We start from the raw sequence: 17532 nt of genomic DNA, 5'->3' as shown, positions 1-17532 counted from the left end.
CATATGAGCTGGTGGCGTGTCTTTCGTGCGCGCGTCGTGTATATGCGCGGCAGCCTGCACCGGTATTTCGGCAATCGCGCGGGCTTTCGCCGTGAACATGAGAATGCGGTGCGCTGTTTTAGCCGCGCCGTTGAATTGGACCCCGATCTACGCGCGGCGCGCCTGGATCGGGGTATTTTATTCTGGCGGGAGATGGACCGGGTCCCGGAGGCGTTGGCGGATTTCACGGCGTTGCTGGCGGCGGACCCGACGTATGGGCCGGCATTGTTGAATCGCGGGCTGGCGTTGCAGGCGGCGGGGCGGTTTGCGGAGGCGTTGGCGGATTTGGAGGCGTATGGGCAAATGCCGGCACGCGACCCCGAATATGCCGTTTATGCGCAGCGAATTGCCCGCACGTTGCGCGAGGTGCTATCTGATCAGGGAGAGGCGGGGGAAGCGGAAGATGCCGGCAAATAATCAAACAGATCCTGCGCCTGACGAATACGCGCCATCTTTTGCATAAACTCATGCAGCGTGGCCGAATCGGCGCGCACCGCATTGATCGCCGGACCAATCGGGTCCTCCCCCGTGGCCCCCGGCGTATCCGCGTACGCGCCATAGAAGGCAAAGTATGCCTGATTGAGCTTGCGAATCTGGTAACCATTCGCCACAAATACCCGCCGCCGCGCCTCCATGTACATCTCCGCCGCGGCCACCCGTCCCTCCGCCAGCAAACCATCCATCGTCTTGCGCGTCTCCGCCATCTCCGCGCGAAAATCAAAGGGAGGCGGCGCATCCGGCGCGGGCGGCGACTCCTCCACGGGCGCGGGCGGCGGGGGCACAAACCGCGGATAGTACCGTTCAATGACCATCGCCCCGATTTCCTTGCCCAAAATCGACGCGACCGTCTCGTTGATGGTGCGCAGGTCGTTGTCCACGGCATAGCGAATCCCCAGCGGGTGCAGCGATAGCCAGTGATGCGCCCACTCGTGCGCCACGGTGTCCGCGAGGAAGTTGATGTCGCTCGTTTCAATGATCATGGCCGGATAGATGCCCAGGCCGCCAATGGGCACGACGAGGGCGGACATGTCCAGGTCGGCCAGGACACTTTCTTCCAGCGCTTCTTTGGCGGGTGTGGTCAGCCCCGGCACAAGGGGGATGCCGTAGGTGCGGCGAATTTCGTCGCGGGGGGAGACGATGAGGATCAACGGCAGGGGCGTCATCTGCATCTGCACGGGCGGCCACGTCGCATCCAACACGCCAAACCCTTGCTCGACGAGGATGTGGGCCACTTGCTGCTGCAAAATGGATTCGACCAATGATTGCCGTTGGGTCATTTGGGCGCGAATTTGGGCCAGTTCTTGTTGCAGCGACGCGGAGGCGGCTTGCGGGTCGGCCATGTTGGGGTCACCATAAATGGCTTCGATCTGGCTGTTGAGGCGGCGGCTCTGGCTGATGAGGTCGAGGTAGTCGAGGACTTGCTGCTGGCGGGTAGGTTCATCGAGGTAAGCGGCGCTGGCGGTGATGCCGGCATCCGCCTTTGCCGCCAAAGCTCGCGCGCCCCAAACCACAAAATCGAAGTTGCGCTGACCGATCAGGGCGCTCAGTCGGTAGCGCGTATCCTGAAAAGCCGGCCACTCCGGGACCAGGACGGCGGCAACCAGGCAAGTCAAAAGCAAAAACTTGAGGGTATGACGCAGAATTCGCCAGTACATAATACGCCAGGTCTCTCTGTTCGGGTATACTACTTGCGCAAGGCGCGGGAACGACAGCAGACCTGATTGTAACGAACTTACGTCTTCCCTGCCGCCATCACGGCGCGATTCCTGAGTTGTGTCTCATGTGGCAGCCGCGTGGCAGCTATGTACGCTTGTCGAACGAGGTATGATCATGCGATTCTTGATTACTGGCGGGGCGGGTTTTTTAGGGGCGGCGCTGGCCAATCGCCTGGCGGAAGATGGACACGAAGTGCGCGTGCTGGACGATTTGAGCAGTGGCGATAAGGCAGCGTTGTCTCCGCTGGTGTTGTTCTCGCGCGGGGACGTGAATAATGTGCCGCTGCTGTGGTCGCTGTTGCAAGATGTGGATTGCGTCTATCATCTGGCGGCGCGGGTGTCTGTGCCGCAGTCGGTGCTGTACCCGCGTGCGTATAATGAGGTGAATGTGGGGGGCACGGTGAGTTTGATGGAGGCTACGAGAGATGCCGGCATTCGCCGCGTCGTCCTCGCATCATCAGGCGCGGTGTATGGGCAACAATCCCAGCAGCCCGTCCACGAAAACGACACCCCGCGCCCGGACTCCCCCTACGCCGTCAGCAAATGGGCCGCGGAACAATACCTGCACACCATCGGCGACCTCTGGGGGATCGAAACAGTCGCCCTACGCATCTTCAACGCCTACGGACCGGGCCAGGCGCTGCCCGTCTCCCACGCCCCCATCGTCCCCCGCTTCCTGCACGCAGCCATCACCGGCGGCTCCCTCGTCGTCTTCGGCTCAGGCAAGCAAACGCGCGACTTCGTCTACATCTCCGACGTGGTGCAGGCGCTGGTGAATGCCGCCGCCGCCCGCGACATCAACCGCCAGGTGATCAATGTGGGCAGCGGCGTGGAAACCTCTATTCACGAGCTGGTGAACCTGCTGGAGCAGATCGTAGGGCACGGCGTCAACCGTATTGATAACACGGAAAAAAGCGGCGGTGTCAGCCGCCTCGTGGCCGACATCACCAAAGCGGAAATGCTCCTGGGTTTTCGCCCCCAGGTCAGCCTGCGCGCCGGCTTGCAGCGCACCCTGGCGCAGGATAATCGCTTCCATCTTCCCGAACGCACGCCTTCTTGAGCGAAGCGCAGCCACACACCAACAAAAAAGCGTCAGGATTGAGGTCAATCCTGACGCTTTTTCTTCTTGTGCCCTGGAGAGGACTCGAACCTCCACGCCCAAAGGGCATAGGCCCTCAACCTACCGCGTATGCCAATTCCGCCACCAGGGCGACACACACTGTATTATAGCCACACCTCCAAGTACGGTCAATTTCTGCCGGCAATTCTCAATTTGGGATCCAATTGGCGTCGGGGCGCGGCGGCGATGGCGCTGCCCATCGCCACGTCGGATGAAAAATGACAAAAGTCTTGGCCGGGCGTATCCATGTCAAGGCCGGTGTGAGACTTTTGTCGTCTATTCGCAGGACAGTCTCAAACCACCTCTGCCGGCGGCGCGCTCCGCCTGGCACAAGGCATATGTCACACTTTGGTACCACGCCGCTTGCTTGACAAAGACTATCCGAAGTTTTACAATGTTTACAATTGGTGGAAAAAAGCCATAAGAAACGTCGCCCAAACAGGCGATATGGTCGATTAAACCACATAATTAACAGCAAATCGCCTGATTTCCAGGCAGTTTTCGTTGCCTGGAAAAAAACGCCTGTCTTTTTCGCGCCTTTATCAGGGACATTGCCCTATGCCAGGTTCGCTTTCTATCAGGTACAAGCAGCCCAAAATAACGGCAAGCCAGTTCAGGATCCCCTTTTTCGGTCCCGTAAAGGTGCGCGTGAAAGAGAAATATCCCTCCTTTCGTGGCGGTCAGATGAACCGCTTCATATGACGTTCGCCCGCCTTAGCTGTAACCGGGCGGGCTGCTTCAGGAATGGATATGTCAACTTTTTCTCGTTGCCTGTGTCTGGGCGACCCAGTTCGAAACAAGGAGAGCGTCAAATGAAAGGTGGTAATGGAGCAATTGGAGGGTAAATCACAATGAAGCGCAAGTATTACGCCATGTTAAGTCTGTTGCCTTCCATTGCCCTCGCCTTAACGGCGGTTATCAATATTCTGTCGGGCGGAAACGGGGCCATTGGTGGAGGTTCCCCATTCATGTAGGTTTTAACCTGCCATTATGCTGTATGAAGACGGAGACCGGTTGCGGCTGGTCTCCGTTTTTTGTTTTTCGGGAAGTGCGCGGTGTTTGCGTGGTTGCTCCAAAGGAAATGACTGCGTCATCTTATTTGATTTCCGCTCCTAAATCGCTGGAAAGCCGAGCCACTTTGGGCCTGAGATCGAGCTTCCGCGAAGGTTTGTGGAAAAAGCCCCCTGAGGCTGAATAGATACATTCCGTGTATAATCGGCACGCGAAACTAACATGGAGAGAAAGCGTGCTATCGGGATTATTCAAGACAATGCGGCCGCGCCAATGGAGCAAAAACATCTTTGTTTTCGCGGCCCTGGTTTTCGATTCCAAGCTATTTGACGTGCCCAGCCTGCTGCGAACGCTCGCGGCTTTTATCTTGTTGTGCTTCATGTCCAGCGCCGTCTACTTGATGAATGATCTGGCGGACATCGAAAGCGACCGCCAACATCCCATCAAGCGGCGACGGCCCCTGCCGGCAGGTCAATTGAGCCCGGTGGTGGCGCAAGTGGCCGCCGTGGTGCTGGCCGTGGGCAGCCTGGGGGCAGCCGCGCTGCTCAGCCATGACCTGGCGTTGGTGCTGCTCATCTACCTGGTCCTGCAAATAGCGTACACTTTTCGCTTGAAGCATGTGGCGCTGTTGGACGTGATGGTCGTGGCGGCGGGCTTTGTGCTGCGCGTGGGCGCGGGCACGGCGGTGATCACGGTGCAGCGGTTTTCCCCCTGGTTGTACGTCTGCATGGGGCTGCTGGCGCTGTTTATGGCGTTGGGCAAGCGGCGGCATGAGTTGATCTTGTTGGGCGGAGATGCCGGCAATCATCGCGCCATCCTCCAGGAATACAGCCTCGACCTCATTGACCGCCTCATCAGCATTGTCACCACCAGCGTCATCGTCGCCTACAGCCTATACACCTTCCTTGCCGAAGGACTGCCCCAAAACCACCTGATGATGCTCACCATCCCCTTCATCCTCTACGCCGTCTTTCGCTACCTCTACCTCATCCACATTCGTGGCGAAGGCGGCATCCCCGAGGACATTCTCCTGCACGACCGCCCACTGCAAATTGACATGGCCTTGTGGGCCGGCACCGTTCTGGTCGCCCTCTACATCCTCTAACAGGCTGCCTCTACTTAGTAATCGCCCGAAAATAACTCCACACTCTATTACGAACCATCTAGGTGAATAACTGCATGGTAACTGAGCGAACAACGCAAGCCAGCGCCCCGGGAAAGATCATCTTGTTTGGCGAGCACGCCGTCGTTTACGGGCATCCCGCTATTGCCGCCCCTATCAGCCAGGTACGCGCGCGGGCCACGGTCGCGGACGCCGCGAACGCGCCGGATGGGCCACGTATTTGCCTCAACCTGACCAATCTCAACTACCAGTATACGCTGGCGAAAGCAGCCGACGATGACCCCTTTGCCGCCGCGATCCGTTTGCTGCAAGAAGTGGCGGGTCTGTCCACGCTGCCATCTTTAGATATAACGATTCACAGCGACATCCCTATCGCCAGCGGACTGGGCAGCGGCGCGGCCACCGCCGCCGCTCTCCTGCGCGCCCTCGCCCGTCATCTTGGCCTGGATTCACTGGCAACGGATGAAGAAGTGTCCCGCCTCACTTTTGCCGTGGAACGCCTGCATCACGGCACGCCCAGCGGCATCGACAATACCGTTGTCGCCTGCGAAAAACCCGTGTACTTCGTGCGGCGGCAGCCGCGCAATCTCGTGGAGACGTTCGTCGTGGCGCGACCGCTGCGCATCCTGGTGGCGGACACGGGCGTGAGCAGTTCCACGCGGGAGGTGGTGGGGGATGTGCGTCGCCAGTGGCAGGCGGACCCAACGCGCTATGAGGCGCTGTTCGCTCATTGCGGCGCGATTGCCCAACAGGCGCGGCAAGCCATTGAGGCGGGAACCGCGCCACGGGTGGGCGCGCTGATGAACGAGAACCAGGAGGTGCTGCGAGAGATGACGGTTTCCGCGGATTCGTTGGAACGGCTGATAACGGTGGCGCGACAGGCGGGGGCGTTGGGAGCGAAACTGAGCGGCGGCGGGCGGGGGGGCAACATGATAGCCCTGGTCACGGCGGAAACGGAAGCGGATGTCCGCGCCGCGTTGCTGGCGGCGGCGGCGCGTTCGGTGCTGACGAGTGTTATTGGGAAGGATGAGGATGAGGTATGAAGGATGAGGTATGAGGTATGAGGTATGAGGTATGAGGGCGGTTGGGAGAAGTTGGGGGATTTGCACGCCGGGAAATTATACAGGTTCACGCGCAAACCCGCGGACTCGCCAACCCGCAGACTCACGCGCAAACCCGCAGACTCGCGCGCAAACCCGCAGATTCGCCCGTCCTTCGCAACAAAAAAGCCAGCCTGTGGGGGCTGGCGTCTTTGTCGAGGGGTGTCCTCAAGAGTGAGGAGAGATGTCTGCCTACGATTTGCTGACGGTTTTCAAGCAGCGGGCACAGACATATTTCTTGACTTTGCGGTCGCCTTCGTAGAATGTGGCGCGCTGGATATTGGGCCGAAAGACGCGGCGTGTCTTCTTCTGGGAGAAGCTCACGTTGTTCCCGGTCATAGGTCCCTTGCCACATAGCTCACATTTCGCCATAATTCCACCTACCTTACCAAAGTAAAAGCGACCAGAAGGGTGATTTTTCTACCAAAACGGTCGCTTTGTTTTCAAATAAGCGGATAGAATTATAATAGGATGGTGTGGTTCGCGCAAGCCCACGTCGTTCGCCGTTGTCGACGCATTTTCCCCAAAATGCCGGCATCAAACGGCAACCATCCATCCCCCCAATCGGTGGCCCCTGGTTTGCCCGTCGAACCGGACCGGCAAGCGGGCGGCGCGATGCGCTCGTGGCGCGGCAATTTGGGAATGTGCGCCACATCTGAGGTATCATAGGGTCAACAGCGGTGGGGCCGATTGTATCGTTATGACGATGCCCTGCCGGCGGCTGACTTTTGCTTTTAGGAGTATCCATGCCAACCAAAGAGGAAAAACTGGGAACCATTGATATTTCCACGACAACGGTGGCTACCATCACCAATCAGGCCGTGCACCAATGCTATGGCGTGGTAGGCATGGCCAACAAGAACCTGGCGGATGGCATTAGCAATGTTTTGTCGCGGGATAGCCGACGGGGCATCGACGTGAAACTGGAAGACAACCAGTTATTCATTGACGTTTATGTGATAGTGCAGTATGGCACACGCATTCGCGTGGTGGCCGAGAGTATCCAGAATACGGTCAAATTTCACGTAGAAAAAGCATTGGGCATTCCCGTGAAGGCGGTGAATGTGTTTGTGCAGGGGCTGCGCATCAGCGAAGACCAGGAATAGGAAGTTTGCCGGCCGCGAAAACAGCGGCAATAAAGAGGCCAGGTCTTCGGGCAGGCCACCGGTTTGTGGTGTATGAGGCGCGGCGAAAGACGTTGTGTTTGCCAGACACCTTTGTTGAGAGAAGGCAAACCGAACCCCGCGGGCAGCGGCGACGGCATTCCGCGTCGGATGGACGACCGTGGGCAAGAAGTGAGGATGTAGTGTGACAGTTGAGGAAATGGAAAGGGTTATGCCGGCACAAAAATGGTACACATGCAACGGCCAACAACTGCGTAAGCTCGCTCTGGCAAGCCTTGTGTGGTTAGAGAAACATCATCAGCACGTCAACAGCTTGAACGTTTTTCCCGTCCCGGACGGGGATACGGGCACAAACATGCTGCTCACGATGCGCTCCGCCTACAAGCGGATTCGAGACACGCAGGAAATGAGCGTGGGCAAGGTGTCCAAGGATTTATCGCAAGGGGCGCTGATGGGCGCGCGCGGCAATTCCGGCGTAATCTTGAGCCAGATATGGCGTGGCATGGCCAAAAGCCTGGATGGCAAAGACACGTTTGGCTCGCAAGAACTGGCTCAAGCGTTTGTGGAGGCCGCGGATACGGCTTATAAGGGGGTCATGAAGCCCGTTGAAGGGACGATCCTGACGGTGATCCGCGAAGCAAGCCTGGAGGCTGTGGACGCGGCGCGCAAGAGCAACGACCTCCGTTTTGTGCTGGAACGCACCTTGGAGCGGGCGCAGTTGGCCCTGGAAAACACACCAGAGCAACTCCCGGTGTTGAAGCAGGCGGGGGTGGTGGATTCGGGGGGCATGGGGTTGGTGTACATTCTGGAAGGGATGCTGCGCTATACGACGGGTGATACGATGGGCGTGATGGAACCGCCGATGGCACAAGAACCGGCCGTGGCCGTGGCGGAAATGCCGGCACAAGCCCGCGTCGCCCCCCAGGAAGGCGTAGAAAATCCCTACGACGTCCAATTCATCCTCATGGGGAAAAACCTCGACGTCCTCGAAGTCCGCGCCCACATTGACGCCATGGGCGACTCCACCGTCGTCGTCGGCGACGACACGACCATCAAAGTACACATCCACGTCAAAGACCCCGGCATTCCCCTCAGCTACGGCATCAGCCTGGGCCATATCACCGACGTTGTCGTGGAAAACATGCAAATGCAGATGGAAGAGATCATCGCCGGCGGCAGCAACGAGCACCCGGAACCCGCCCTCGCCCTCATGATAGAACCGGAAAAAGAACTGCAACCCGGGCAAATTGGCGTGATCGCCGTAGCCCCCGGTCCCGGACTGGCAAACGTCTTCCGCAGCCTGGGCGTTGCCAACGTCGTCGATGGCGGACAAACCAACAACCCCAGCACCGAAGAAATCTTCCAGGCCATTCAGGATGTCCCCACCGACAAAGTCGTCTTGCTGCCCAACAACAAGAACATCATCCTCGCCGCCGAAACCGCCCGCGACCTCAGCCCCAAAAACGTGGTCGTCGTCCCCACCGTCAACGTCCCACAAGGCGTCAGCGCCTTGTTTGCTTATCAGGCGGACGGCGATCTTGAAGACATCGCCACGGCCATGCGCGACGCCAGCGCCGAGGTCTCCAGCGGGGAAATCACCACTGCCACGCGCACCGTTTCCCTGGATGGCGTAGACGTGCAGGAAGGCAACTACATCGGCCTGGCCAATGGCCGTCTTTGCGCCGCCGCGGACACACTCCAGAATGTCGTCGCCCAAACGCTGGATAAAATGGGCGTGGATGACTGCGAACTGCTTTCCGTTTATTATGGCAAGGACGTCAGCGCCGCGGAAGCGGAAGCGTTTTCCACGGAAATTCAGGCGCTCCATCCCGATCTGGAAATAGAGCTTGTCGCCGGTGGTCAACCCCATTACTTCTTCATCCTGGGAGCAGAGTAAGAATGACCATCAAGGTCGTGACCGATAGCACATGCGATTTGCCACCCGCGCTGGCCCAACAGCATGGCATCACGGTCATACCGGCTTATGTAAACATTGGTGACCAGAGCTTCCTCGACGGCGTGGACCTCAGCCGGGAGGCGTTTTACACCAACTTGCCTACGTACAGGACGCCGCCAACAACCGCCGCCCCCGCCTCTGGCGCGTTTGCCCAGGCCTACGAAGCGGTAACGGCAGCAGGCGCCCATGAGATATTGTCAATTCACGTTGCCGGCAATCTCAGTGGCATGCTCAACGCCGCGCGCCTGGGGAGTGAATCCGCCACCAGCGCCCCCGTCACCCTGTTTGACTCCGGGCAGCTTTCCATGGGACTGGGCTGGCTGGCCGTCATCGCCGCCAAAGCCGCCCAGGCAGGCTGCACCCTGGCGGAAGTTCTGGAAATCTTGCGGCAGGCGCAGTTACGCACCCGCGTGGCCGCCTTGTTGGACACACTGGAATATCTGCGCCGCAGTGGGCGTGTCAACTGGGCGCAGTTTGGCCTGGGGGCACTGCTGAACATCAAGCCTATCGTCAAGATGCACCAGGGCGTGCTGGAGATCGAACGGGTGCGTACGCATCGCCGTGGCTGGCAGCGGCTGTTGGAATTGTTCCACGAAACGGAGCCGCTGGCATATCTGGCCGTGGTACATACGAACGCCCCGGCGGAAGCCCAAAAATTATGTGAGGCGGTGCGGGATGCGCATCCTGCCGGCATTTATCCCCCCATCGTTGAAGTCACCCCCGCCATCGGCTCCCACATTGGTCCCGGTGCTGTTGGATTTGCCTCCGTCAGTCACAACTGAGGCCTCAGTTTGTGACTGAGGCCTCAGTTTGTGACTGAGGCCTCAGTTGAAACGGGAATGTCAGCCAAACCCGGGGCCTTAGGGTTCGTGCAAAATTAGTTTTGGACTATCCGACAAGCAAGAACCCTTCCAGCGCATCCGTTGTTCCCAATCCTAAATACGGATGCCCCCTTAGGGTTCGTGCAAAATTAGTTTTGGACTATCCGACAAGCAAGAACCCTTCCAGCGCATCCGTTGTTTCCAATCCTAGATACGGATGCGCCCTTAGGAACGGAACTAAATAAGACAACGAAGTTGTTTCCTTACCGTTCCTTCAAACTGACGATGCAATTCCGTACTTTACTTCATCGTCAGTCCTTAGCGCCCTCGTTGGTTTTCATGACCACCACCAGGCAGCGCCAGACGCAAAAACTATGTCACGATCCTTCAAAAGACTACAACGTGTATTGAAACTGGAAGCCCAACAAGGATTCCAAAACAAAGCCGTCGTCGGCGGAATGCGCCAACTCGTCACCTTCTGGGTGACCCAGGCGCGCGAGGAAGCCATGGACGACGCCGACCTGGCCCTGGTCGAACAAACCGCATCCGCCCTCATGGGGTATGATCGTCTCCCCGGCATGGAAAAACGAGCCGAACTGGTGGAAAAGCTTCTGGAGAAGATTGACAGCCGCGAGCACCGCCTGGAGCGCGACAAAACCGCCCCCACCCCCTCGGAAAAACCCACCTCAACGCGCCAAACACCCGCCCCCGAACGCCAACCACAAAGACCACGTAGCGAACGCAAACCGTCTCCTCCCCCCACGCCGCCGCCTACGGCCCCTTCTCCCCCGCCCGCCGCGCCCATCGTCACCGCCGACCCCGCCAGACTCGCCCAATCCGTCACCGCCATCAAAGGTGTGGGGGGCAAACTGGCCGAAAAACTGGCCCGCCTCGGCGCGGAGACCATCAACGATCTGCTCTTCCTCTCCCCCCGCCGCCACGACGACTACACCCTCATGAAGCCGATCAACCGCCTGGCCTATGGCGAACAAGTCACCGTCATCGGCACCATCTGGGAAGCGCGCGCCCGCCGTTCTCGCGGCGGCGAGATGGTGCAGGCAGTCGTCAGCGATGGCACGGGACAGGTGAACGTCACCTGGTTCAACCAGCCCTGGCTCGCCTCCCAACTGAAAGCCGGCATGCAAATCGTCCTCAGCGGCAAGGTGGAGCAGTTCATGGGCCGCCCCGTGTTCAACGCCCCCGCCTGGGAACCCGTGGCCATCGAACCGCTAAAGACGCGGCGCATGGTCCCCATCTATCCCCTCACCGAAGGGCTGCGCGCCTACAAGATGCGCCAGATTATGCACCAGGCGGTAACGGAGTACGCGCCCTTTCTGCCCGACCCCGTTCCAGAGACGATTCAACAGCGCCAACAACTTCTGCCGCTGCCGCAAGCCGTGCAGCAAATGCACTTCCCCGATGATCAGGACAGCCTGCGGCAAGCCCACCGTCGCCTCGTCTTCGATGAATTGTTCCTGCTGCAACTGGGCATGTTGGGGCAGCGGCGCGCCTGGCAAAGCCAGCCGGGCACGGCCATTGTGGCGGAGGGGGCGGCGTTGGATGCGTTTGTCAACAGCCTGCCCTTCACGCTCACGGGAGCGCAACAGCGGGCGCTGGACGAAATTGTCGCCGACATGGGCAACGTCCGCCCCATGACGCGCCTGCTCCAGGGAGACGTAGGCGCGGGGAAGACCGTCGTGGCCGCGGCGGCGATGGTGGTGGCCGTCAACGACGGCGGGCAGGCCGCGATGATGGCCCCCACGGAAATCCTGGCGGAGCAGCATTATCAGGGTCTCAACCGCCTGCTGGCTCCTCTGGGCTACACGGTGCGCTTGCTCACGGGCAGCACCAACGGCGGCGACCGCACCCAGCTCATGGAAGAGTTGGCGGATGGCCGCGCACAAATCCTCATTGGCACGCACGCCCTGATTCAAGGGCCGGTTCGTTTCCACAATCTGACGCTGGCTGTGATTGACGAGCAGCACCGTTTTGGCGTGGACCAGCGGCAGGCTTTGCGCGATAAAGGGCCTCTCCACGACGACGGAAATGCCGGCACGCCCCACCTCCTCGTCATGTCCGCCACACCCATTCCGCGCACGCTGGCCCTCTCGCTCTATGGTGATCTGGACCTTTCCATCCTGGACGAACTACCGCCGGGTCGCCAGGAAATCAAGACACGCTGGCTGCGCCCCAGCGAGCGGCAGCGCGCCTACGCTTTTGTGCGTGGCCAGGTAGAACGCGGGCGGCAAGCATTCATCATCTGCCCACTGGTGGAAGAATCTGACAAGATCGAGGCAGTGGCCGCCGTGGAAGAACATGCGCGGCTGCAAGACGAGATCTTCCCCGACCTGAAGTTGGGTCTGCTGCACGGGCGCATGAAGTCGGACGAGAAAGAAGCCGTAATGCGCGACTTCTACGAGAACAGACTGCACATCCTGGTGTCCACGTCCGTGATTGAAGTGGGCATTGACGTGCCGAACAGCACTGTCATGCTTATCGAGGGGGCCAATCGTTTTGGCCTGGCGCAGTTACACCAGTTCCGCGGGCGCGTGGGGCGCGGCGAGCATCAATCCTACTGTCTGCTCATCAGCGATTCGGCCAGTCGGGACGCCGAGGCGCGCTTGCAAGCAATGGAATCGACGAACGACGGTTTTGTGCTGGCGGAAAAGGACCTGGAACTGCGCGGGCCGGGTGAGTTTTTTGGTCGCCGACAGAGCGGGTTGCCGGAGGTACGGTTGGCGGCTTTGCTGGATGTGAAGATGTTGGAGGCGGCGCGCCAGGAGGCGGCAATCATCATGGAAGAAGACCCCCTGTTGGAACACGCGGCGCATCGCTTTTTGCGCGATAAAGTGCGGCAATTTTGGCAAAATGCAGGAGATGTAAGCTAATGCGGGCCATTTATCCGGGCACATTTGACCCTATTCATTATGGACACCTGGACTTGATTAAGCGGGCCAGTGTTATCTTTGATGACTTGATTGTGGCGGTCTATGATCATGGTCGCCCCTCGAAATCGCTGCTCTTTTCCGTGCAGGAGCGGGTGGACATGATCAAACAGGTTCTGGATGGCACGGCGGGTATCCGTGTGATGCCGTTTGGCGGGCTGACGGTGGAGTTCGCGCGGCAGGTAGGGGCCGGGGTGATGGTGCGCGGGCTGCGTGTCTTCTCCGATTTTGAGTTTGAGTTCCGCATGGCCCTGGCAAATAAGCGGCTGGCGCCGGATATTGAAGTGGTGAGTTTCATTACACATGAGGAGCATACGTTTCTCAGCGGCACGACAGTGCGCGAAATTGCCTCGCTGGGGGGGGACGTGAGTAGTATGGTTCCCCCATTGGTGGCGGTGGCGCTGCATGATCGTTTTAACGGCAGCGATCAGGCGCAGTATAATCCGCCGGTGACGCTGCGTGATTGAGAGGGCGCGCCGGGCTGTTGGCGGGCGTGTTGCAAATGGATTGCCAGAGGAAGTGAATAGTTAATGGATGGACTGGGTGAATGGTTAATGATGCCGGCATCTACGCGCTCGTTAATCCGGCAACAGTCAAGAATTCGACAATCCGTTGCTTGTTTCTCTGCATTGTTCTTGAGGAAGGATAGGATATGGACATCCTGCACTTGATTGATCGCCTGGAGCAGACTTTGAACGAGGGTCAGCGGGTGTGGCTGACGGCGAAGCTGATGGTGGATGAGGATCGGGTCTATGGGATTGTGGACCAGATGCGGGTGGCGATTCCGGATGCGATCAAGCGGGCGAATCGGGTGGAGGCGGAGAAGGACCGCATTCTGGCACAGGCGCACGAGGAGGCGGACCGGATTCGGAACCTGGCGAAGCAGGAGGCGGAGGAGTTGATCAGCCGCGATGCGGTGATGACCTCGGCGCAGCAGCGGGCGGACAATATCCTGGAGCGGGCGCGGCGGGACGCGGAGGCGATGCGCCACGATGCGGATGCGTATACGATTGAAGTGCTGGCGCGGCTGGAGGAGGATTTGCTGCGTTCGCTATCGGTCGTGCGAAATGGGCTGCAAAAGTTGCAGGCGGATCAGGGGGCGGAAATGCCGGCAGAATCCCAACCCGGGTAGCGCGGCGAAAGAATGATGGATTGGTCCAATCTGAGTGATTGGACCAATCCTTTTTTATGCTTACGCCACGGTCCAGGCGACCATCACGGGCGTATCTCCCACTTTCACCTCAAACCCATCGGCGGCGTCACCCGGCGCGAAACTGAGCGCCAGGGTTTCTTGTTGCACGTAATCGGCGAAGTTGACGAAGGCGGCGGCGATGTCCGCGGCGGCGGATGCCGGCAACGCATAGACAAGGTGAACGCGATCATCCAGCGCCAGGCCATTATCACGGCGCAACGTGTTCACCGCGCGCACCAGGTCGCGGGCGTACCCTTCCTGCACCAGCGCCGGCGTGAGCGCGGTATCCACGGCCACCGTCACCCCTTTGTCGCTGGCAACGGCCAGGCCACCACGCGATTCCGTCTGCACCAGCACTTCCTCAGGCGTGAGCAGCACCGTTTCACCGGCCACGGAAAGCGGCAGCGATTCGCCCGCCAGCAGTTGGCGCGCGGCGGCAGCGGGATCGATCCGCATCAGCGCGGCGCGCACCTGGGGGAACAGCGGACCCAGTTTCGGACCCAGCAGGCGATTATTGGGCAGCAGTTTGTAATTCACCAGTTCGCCCACCTCGGCCACGATGTCAATCGCCTTCACGTTGATCTCGTCGGTGAGGACATCCACCAGATCTTCCAGGTCGGCGAGCGCCTGGGCGCTGCCCACGTTGACGCGGGCTTTGGCCAGTGGTTGGCGCAGTTTGATGTCGGCGGCGCCGCGGGCGGCGCGCCCCAGGCTGGCGGTGGTGATGGCCAGGCTCATCTTATCCAGCAGGGCATGGTCCAGCGCGGCGGCGTCGGCGGTGGGGTAGAGGCAGTGATGGACGCTAAGGGGGGCGGCGTCGTCGTGCGCGCGGGCCAGGTTCTGGTAGATGGCCTCGGCGGTGAAGGGGATGAAGGGAGCCAGCAGCAGTGTCATGTGGCGCAGCACGTGGTAGAGGGTGGCGTAGGCGGCTTCTTTGTCAGCGTCGGCTTCGCCCTTCCAGAAACGGCGGCGGGAGCGGCGCACGTACCAGTTGGAGAGGTCGTCGAGCAGGGATTCCAGGGTGGCGGTGGCGCGGTCGGCGGCGTAGGCGTCCAGGCTGGCGCGGACTTCCAGGGTGGTTTCGCGCAGCCGTTCCACGATCCAGCGGTCCATCTGGGCGTTTGCCGGCACGGGCGAAGGAGAAACAGCGCCGCCAGGCGTCCAGCCGTCCAGGTTGGCGTAGGTGACAAAGAAGCTGTAGACGTTCCACAGCGGGATAAAGAAGCGGCGGCGCACTTCGTCCCCTTTGGTGTAGCCAAAGAGGAGGTTTTGCTCCGGTTTGTGGCCGCAGTAGAGCCAGCGCATGGTGTCCGCGCCCATGGTGTTGGCGGCTTCGTTGAATTCGATGGCGTTGCCCCAGGATTTGTGCATTTCGCGCCCATCTTCGGCGAAGAGGGTGGCGAAGCCGAGGATATTTTTGAAGGGGGCGCGGTTGGTCATGACGGTGCTTTGCGCCAGGAGGCTGTAGAACCAGTTGCGGAACTGGCCGGGGAAACTTTCGGTGATGAAGTCGGCCGGGAACCAGGCGCGCCAGGCGTCGCGGTCTACGCTGTAGTGCATGGTGCTGAAGGCGACAATGCCGGCATCCAACCACGGATTCCCCACGTCAGCGATGCGCGTCGCCTGGCCTCCGCAATGAGAACAGGCGATCTTCACCGCGTCAATGTGCGGGCGGTGCGGCGTGTGCCCGGCAAACGTCTCCCAGCCCTCCACGGCCCGTTCCTCCAACTCCTCCGCGCTGCCCACTACCGTGAAATGGTCGCACGAATCGCATACCCAAATCGGCAGCGCCAGACCCCAGTACCGCTTCTTGCTGATCATCCAGTCGTGCATGTTGCGCAGCCAATCCATCTCGCGGTCATAGCCAAAACGAGGATACCAGTTGATCTCGTCCACCACGTCCATGATCTGGTAGCGCAGGCTGGCCTGCTTCTCCGCCGCTGTCACTTCCGCGCGCGGCTTGTCGTACAGTTCGCCCATGCTGATGAACCATTCGTCCACCAGGCGGAAGATCAGTTCCTGGTGGCAGCGCCAGCAGTGGGGGTAGCGGTGGGCGTATCGCTGCTTGCGGTAGTAGACGCCTTTTTGGCGCAGGTCGGCGAAGATGTCGTCAGCCACGTCATGCGCGGAGCGGCCCATGAGCCAGCCAAACCCATCCACGTAGACGCCGTTCTCGTCCAGGGGCGCAACCACGGGGAGATCGTGCTCTTTGCTGAGGGCGAAGTCCTCCGCACCGCAGCCGGGGGCGATGTGGACGATGCCCGTGCCTTCTTCCTCACCCACTTCTTTCCAGGGGATGACGCGATGGGTGTAGGTGGATGTGGCGGTGGTGTATGCCGGCAATTCATCAAACGGCCCCTCATACTCCCAACCCACCATCTCCGCGCCCGTGAGCGTGTCCATCACCACGTAATCGCCGATGAGGGTATTCTTCAACGCCCCCTGCGCCAGGTAGTAGGTCCAATCTCCCTGGCGCACGCGCACATACGTCAGTTCCGGCCCCACGGCGGCAGCCACGTTGCTCGTCAGCGTCCACGGCGTGGTCGTCCACACCAGCAGCGCCTCATTTTCCCGCCCACGCAGGGGGAATTTGAGGAAAACGGAGTCGTGCGTCACGTCCTTGTAGCCATCCGTGACGATTTCGTGCTGGCTGATGCCCGTGCCGCAGCGTGTACACCAGGGCATCACATCGCGCCCTTTATAAAGCCAGCCATTTTCATCGCACTTCTTCAGGAAAGCCCAAATCTGGTAGTTGTTCTCATTGCTAAAGGTGAAGTAGGAGCCGCCCAAGTCGGGCATCCCCAGTCGCCCCACGATGTTCTCCACCGTGTCGGTAACGGGGCCATGCGCGCCCACAACGGTGATCTGCTGTCGCGCGTCCTCATGCAGCAGTCGCGCCAGGCGGCGCAGTTCGTCCGGGTCATTCCAATCCATCCAATACCCCAGGCGCTGCGACTGTTCCGTCTGCACGGCGGCGTAGTTGAGGACGCGCATTTTGCACAGCTTTACAAACTCATCCAGGCCATAGGTTTCGATGTCTCGCTTCGATTTGAAGCCGAGGTCTTTTTCTACCTCCACTTCCACCCACAGCCCCTGGCAGTCGAAACCGTTTTGCCAGCGCTGGTTTTCACCCTTCATGGCGTGGTAGCGTTGGTAGAGATCTTTGTAGGTGCGGCCCCAGGCGTGGTGGACGCCCATGGGGTTGTTGGCGGTGATGGGGCCATCGAGGAAGCTAAAGTGCGTGTTGCTGCCGGCACGAAGCCAGCGCAGCCTGTTAAACGCATCCGTCTCGCGCCAGTATTGCAAAACTTCTTGCTCCAGCGCCACAAAATCTGTTTTATTCGACACATCCTGAAAAGACATGATTATCTCCGAGAAAAGGTGT

General features: G+C 59.9%; 14 protein-coding genes and 1 tRNA gene. 11 read left to right on the top strand and 4 right to left on the bottom strand.

What is annotated here, in order from left to right; translation table 11 throughout:
• Positions 1 to 3 precede the first annotated feature (3 nt).
• A complete protein-coding gene (locus H6650_17830) occupies positions 4 to 456 on the top strand; it encodes a hypothetical protein (protein MCB8953869.1) in 453 nt (150 codons plus the stop codon).
• Here H6650_17830 and H6650_17825 read toward each other — a convergent pair.
• Positions 417 to 1694, bottom strand: coding sequence for a hypothetical protein (locus tag H6650_17825; protein ID MCB8953868.1), 1278 nt, complete (start codon positions 1692 to 1694; stop codon positions 417 to 419). The two genes, H6650_17830 and H6650_17825, sit on opposite strands and share 40 nt — an antisense overlap.
• A gap of 175 nt (positions 1695 to 1869) precedes the next feature.
• Between H6650_17825 and H6650_17820 the strand changes: the two genes are divergently transcribed.
• Positions 1870 to 2814, top strand: coding sequence for an NAD-dependent epimerase/dehydratase family protein (locus H6650_17820; protein ID MCB8953867.1), 945 nt, complete (start codon positions 1870 to 1872; stop codon positions 2812 to 2814).
• 69 nt (positions 2815 to 2883) lie between these two features.
• Here the strand turns inward: H6650_17820 and H6650_17815 are convergent.
• Positions 2884 to 2965 (bottom strand) — tRNA-Leu (locus H6650_17815).
• A gap of 1155 nt (positions 2966 to 4120) precedes the next feature.
• Here H6650_17815 and H6650_17810 point away from each other — a divergent pair.
• Positions 4121 to 4990: a decaprenyl-phosphate phosphoribosyltransferase gene (locus H6650_17810; GenBank protein ID MCB8953866.1), complete on the top strand. Its 870-nt coding sequence runs from the start codon at positions 4121 to 4123 to the stop codon at positions 4988 to 4990.
• Between the two features lie 74 nt (positions 4991 to 5064).
• A complete protein-coding gene (gene mvk, locus H6650_17805; protein ID MCB8953865.1) occupies positions 5065 to 6051 on the top strand; it encodes a mevalonate kinase in 987 nt (328 codons plus the stop codon).
• Between the two features lie 249 nt (positions 6052 to 6300).
• Here mvk and H6650_17800 read toward each other — a convergent pair whose 3' ends face one another.
• Complete coding sequence (locus H6650_17800; GenBank protein ID MCB8953864.1) at positions 6301 to 6480, bottom strand: 50S ribosomal protein L28; 180 nt, start codon at positions 6478 to 6480, stop codon at positions 6301 to 6303.
• Positions 6481 to 6584: 104 nt separating this feature from the next.
• Here H6650_17800 and H6650_17795 point away from each other — a divergent pair, with 104 nt between their 5' ends.
• The 7 genes from H6650_17795 to H6650_17765 all read left to right on the top strand — a co-directional run bounded on the left by H6650_17795 (position 6585) and on the right by H6650_17765 (position 14087).
• Entirely contained in the window at positions 6585 to 6767 is a 183-nt protein-coding gene (locus H6650_17795; protein ID MCB8953863.1) for a hypothetical protein, read from the top strand.
• An 87-nt stretch (positions 6768 to 6854) separates the two neighbouring features.
• Positions 6855 to 7214, top strand: coding sequence for an Asp23/Gls24 family envelope stress response protein (locus tag H6650_17790; GenBank protein MCB8953862.1), 360 nt, complete (start codon positions 6855 to 6857; stop codon positions 7212 to 7214).
• Positions 7215 to 7443: 229 nt separating this feature from the next.
• Positions 7444 to 9129, top strand: coding sequence for a DAK2 domain-containing protein (locus tag H6650_17785; protein ID MCB8953861.1), 1686 nt, complete (start codon positions 7444 to 7446; stop codon positions 9127 to 9129).
• 2 nt (positions 9130 to 9131) lie between these two features.
• Positions 9132 to 9971: a DegV family protein gene (locus H6650_17780; GenBank protein ID MCB8953860.1), complete on the top strand. Its 840-nt coding sequence runs from the start codon at positions 9132 to 9134 to the stop codon at positions 9969 to 9971.
• Positions 9972 to 10384: 413 nt separating this feature from the next.
• Complete coding sequence (gene recG / locus H6650_17775; GenBank protein MCB8953859.1) at positions 10385 to 12898, top strand: ATP-dependent DNA helicase RecG; 2514 nt, start codon at positions 10385 to 10387, stop codon at positions 12896 to 12898.
• The gene (coaD, locus tag H6650_17770; GenBank protein MCB8953858.1) at positions 12898 to 13422 is read left to right on the top strand and encodes a pantetheine-phosphate adenylyltransferase; all 525 of its coding nucleotides are present in this window, start codon (positions 12898 to 12900) and stop codon (positions 13420 to 13422) included. The genes recG and coaD overlap by 1 nt, the downstream gene beginning before the upstream one ends.
• Before the next feature lie 185 nt (positions 13423 to 13607).
• Complete coding sequence (locus H6650_17765; GenBank protein ID MCB8953857.1) at positions 13608 to 14087, top strand: ATPase; 480 nt, start codon at positions 13608 to 13610, stop codon at positions 14085 to 14087.
• A 60-nt stretch (positions 14088 to 14147) separates the two neighbouring features.
• On the opposite strand, the gene H6650_17760 is transcribed toward H6650_17765, so the two are convergent.
• On the bottom strand, positions 14148 to 17510 hold the full coding sequence (locus H6650_17760) for an isoleucine--tRNA ligase (GenBank protein MCB8953856.1): 3363 nt from the start codon (positions 17508 to 17510) through the stop codon (positions 14148 to 14150).
• Between the last annotated feature and the right edge of the window lie 22 nt (positions 17511 to 17532).

The organism is Ardenticatenales bacterium, from assembly GCA_020634515.1.
Taxonomy (GTDB): Bacteria; Chloroflexota; Anaerolineae; order Promineifilales; family Promineifilaceae; genus JAGVTM01.
The sequence above is the reverse complement of the archived record's forward strand: the minus strand, read 5'-3'. Positions and strand labels throughout refer to the sequence as shown.

Excerpts from the sequence above, each read along its gene's own strand:
- H6650_17830 (MCB8953869.1), top strand. The coding sequence starts at position 4 with ATGAGCTGGTGGCGTGTCTTTCGTGCGCGCGTCGTGTATATGCGCGGC.
- H6650_17825 (MCB8953868.1), bottom strand. The coding sequence starts at position 1,694 with ATGTACTGGCGAATTCTGCGTCATACCCTCAAGTTTTTGCTTTTGACT.
- H6650_17820 (MCB8953867.1), top strand. The coding sequence starts at position 1,870 with ATGCGATTCTTGATTACTGGCGGGGCGGGTTTTTTAGGGGCGGCGCTG.
- mvk (MCB8953865.1), top strand. The coding sequence starts at position 5,065 with ATGGTAACTGAGCGAACAACGCAAGCCAGCGCCCCGGGAAAGATCATC.
- H6650_17800 (MCB8953864.1), bottom strand. The coding sequence starts at position 6,480 with ATGGCGAAATGTGAGCTATGTGGCAAGGGACCTATGACCGGGAACAAC.
- H6650_17790 (MCB8953862.1), top strand. The coding sequence starts at position 6,855 with ATGCCAACCAAAGAGGAAAAACTGGGAACCATTGATATTTCCACGACA.
- H6650_17785 (MCB8953861.1), top strand. The coding sequence starts at position 7,444 with ATGCCGGCACAAAAATGGTACACATGCAACGGCCAACAACTGCGTAAG.
- H6650_17780 (MCB8953860.1), top strand. The coding sequence starts at position 9,132 with ATGACCATCAAGGTCGTGACCGATAGCACATGCGATTTGCCACCCGCG.
- recG (MCB8953859.1), top strand. The coding sequence starts at position 10,385 with ATGTCACGATCCTTCAAAAGACTACAACGTGTATTGAAACTGGAAGCC.
- coaD (MCB8953858.1), top strand. The coding sequence starts at position 12,898 with ATGCGGGCCATTTATCCGGGCACATTTGACCCTATTCATTATGGACAC.
- H6650_17765 (MCB8953857.1), top strand. The coding sequence starts at position 13,608 with ATGGACATCCTGCACTTGATTGATCGCCTGGAGCAGACTTTGAACGAG.
- H6650_17760 (MCB8953856.1), bottom strand. The coding sequence starts at position 17,510 with ATGTCTTTTCAGGATGTGTCGAATAAAACAGATTTTGTGGCGCTGGAG.